The organism is Mycobacterium sp. NGS41 (assembly GCF_059812725.1).
In genome coordinates this window covers 1-608 of sequence record NZ_JCALDF010000083.1, presented here as the reverse complement: position 1 = coordinate 608, position 608 = coordinate 1, and the positions used below count along the sequence as shown (strand labels likewise).

The 608-nt window shown below is 66.1% G+C and carries 1 protein-coding gene; it reads left to right on the top strand.

Annotation, left to right across the window (positions count from 1 at the left end; all coding sequences use genetic code 11):
- Positions 1-608: IS21-like element helper ATPase IstB (gene istB / locus AC5Y21_RS26025; RefSeq protein WP_499917036.1), on the top strand; the 608-nt coding region annotated here is incomplete at both ends.

The following is a 608-nucleotide window of genomic DNA, read 5'->3' as shown; positions in this document are numbered from 1 at the left end:
TCGAACACTATGCCCACGCCCTCAAAGCACCCCGAATCCGGGAGTCCGCGACACGGCTGGCCGAGCAAGCCCGTGACGGTGGCTGGAGCCACGAGGAATACCTGGCAGCCGTGCTGTCGCGCGAAGTGTCTGCCCGTGAATCCTCTGGCGCTGCGACCCGCATCCGCTCGGCCGGGTTCCCGACCCGCAAATCGTTGGAGGAGTTCAACTTCGACCATCAACCCTCCCTCGGTCGTGACGTCGTCGCGCACCTGGGCACCGGGGCGTTCCTGGCGAAGGCCCGCAACGTCGTGCTCCTGGGACCACCGGGAACCGGCAAAACCCACCTGGCGATCGGACTGGCCATCAAGGCCGCCCAGACCGGGCATCGGATCGCGTTCGCCACTGCCGTGGACTGGGTCGCCCGCCTCAAAGCCGCCCACAACGCCGGCCGCCTACCTGCTGAGCTGATCAAACTGCGCCGCATCGGGCTGATCGTGGTCGACGAAGTCGGCTACATCCCGTTCGAGCAGGACGCCGCGAACCTGTTCTTTCAACTGGTCTCCAGCCGCTACGAACACGCCTCGCTGATCTTGACGTCGAACCTGCCGTTCGCCCGATGGGGTGAC